This is a genomic window from Robbsia andropogonis (assembly GCF_000970345.1).
In the GTDB taxonomy this organism is placed as follows: Bacteria; Pseudomonadota; Gammaproteobacteria; order Burkholderiales; family Burkholderiaceae; genus Robbsia; species Robbsia andropogonis.
Map to the genome: position 1 here is coordinate 1 of NZ_LAQU01000164.1, position 1,683 is coordinate 1,683.

A 1,683-nucleotide genomic window follows, 5' to 3' on the forward strand; every position below is an offset into this window, starting at 1 on the left:
ATCCTGATCATCCGCGCTGGGCTCATAGCCGCGCACGCGTGCAAGGTTCTCAACCCAACGCGTGAGCCACCGTACGTGAGACTCGCTGTCGAGCAAGGTCATCGGGTTAGCACGCGCTTTTTGCGTCGCCTTCGCGCTGTAGTCGATGTATTCCCCGTTTTGCAGCATTACCGGAATACGGTTTGAATTGTCCTTGTCGAGAATGAAAACGTCGGTGCCGGGCACCTTTCTGGCAAGCGTCCAGCAAAGCGTTACAAAAATCGTTTTGCCGGTCCGGCTCAGACCAACGACCAGCATATGACCCAGTGGCCCCAGCCAGGTCGTGAACCAGTACGCGATGCCGTGTTTGGTTGGCAGTGGTGCGATAGCCGGAATAAGCCGACCCATTTCCTTGGTTAAATGCTGGTTGATCGGCGCGCCACGCGACACGCTGCGTAGCGGTAGCTGCCTTGCCACCACATCCGTGCGCACGAACGCCCACCGGCTCGCCTCCTTCCACATCCCCGGCGTGGTCGAAGCGAAGGCGGACACGCTATTCATTGTCTCGCGCACCGGGACGTACTTCGCCCCCTGCAAGACCGACTCTACCTGCGTCGCCAAACGTTGACCTGCGAGGAAGCTTTCAAACGCCTTATCCTCGCCGCTGAATCTTGGCGAAAGCGATAAGACTGTGAAGTTGTACCACCCGAAAGCCACCTTATTCATTGACAAGGCGTCAAGCAGATCCTGCGTATGACTGGCTGCCTTGGCGCGCGCGAGATTGGGCCGGGCATTACTCGTGTCGCCGCCATTGGCGGCCGAGCCCATCACCGCGCGCAAATTCAATTTGCGGTTGTCGTGATATCGGCGCACCGACGTCAGATACTTTTGTGCTTGCGAAGAAGATGCGATACGGAAAACGTGCGACACCACAATCTCGCCCTGAATGCTATAGAGCGCATCGAGCGCACGCGGCTGCACGATTTCCGGCCAATTGTCGCGATGTGACGGAATGCCCGTGCAAAACGCGTAGCGTGTTTGGCCACCACCATCAACGCGCAAAAAAGCATCGCCTGGCGTTATCTCATCGCTTGCAAGCGACACATCGAGAAATTGCGCGGTGTTCAGCGATGCGCGGCATCCATCGTCGGCCAGAAGTGAGCTGCAGCGGCGCAACAGGCCACCGAAAGCGTCACCCACCATGCGTTTAAGCGACAAATCGGAATTCGAAACCGCGATACCACGCAGCATGTCCTCGAATCGTGCGACCTGCTCTTCCAACTCTGACCCCGCGTAGGCGAACGCGTATTGATCGGAGAAATAGGCTTTGGTCGCGTCGATGAAGGCCGTAAATCCATTGACGCGGTCGTGGTTGATTTGGTGTTTGAAGCGCGCAGCGAACCGGTTCAAACCGACTTCTGGCGGCATGGTGAACACCAAGTAGTGACGGTTCACATAATTCGTGCTTGCCTCATACTGCTCGCGACGTTTGTCCTCGACCATCTGCGAAACCGGATCTGGCATGGGCAAGGTGTAGTAATCCGCGACCCTGCGGCGATGGACAATCCACCACACGGTCAGCGGCCTGCGTGACGATTCTCTGAGCGATCTTGCGCAGTCGTTGACCAAGCGCAAAATGCGCGCGTCCGCGGCGCTGTCCACGTCCGGGCCTTCGAATTCGAACGCGGCCATCAAGGCTGAATC

1 pseudogene is annotated in these 1,683 nt (G+C 57.8%); it reads right to left on the bottom strand.

Features of this window, described 5'->3' with window-relative positions:
• Positions 1-1,683 (bottom strand): annotated as a pseudogene (locus WM40_RS26785) (conjugal transfer protein TraC); the annotation flags it as partial.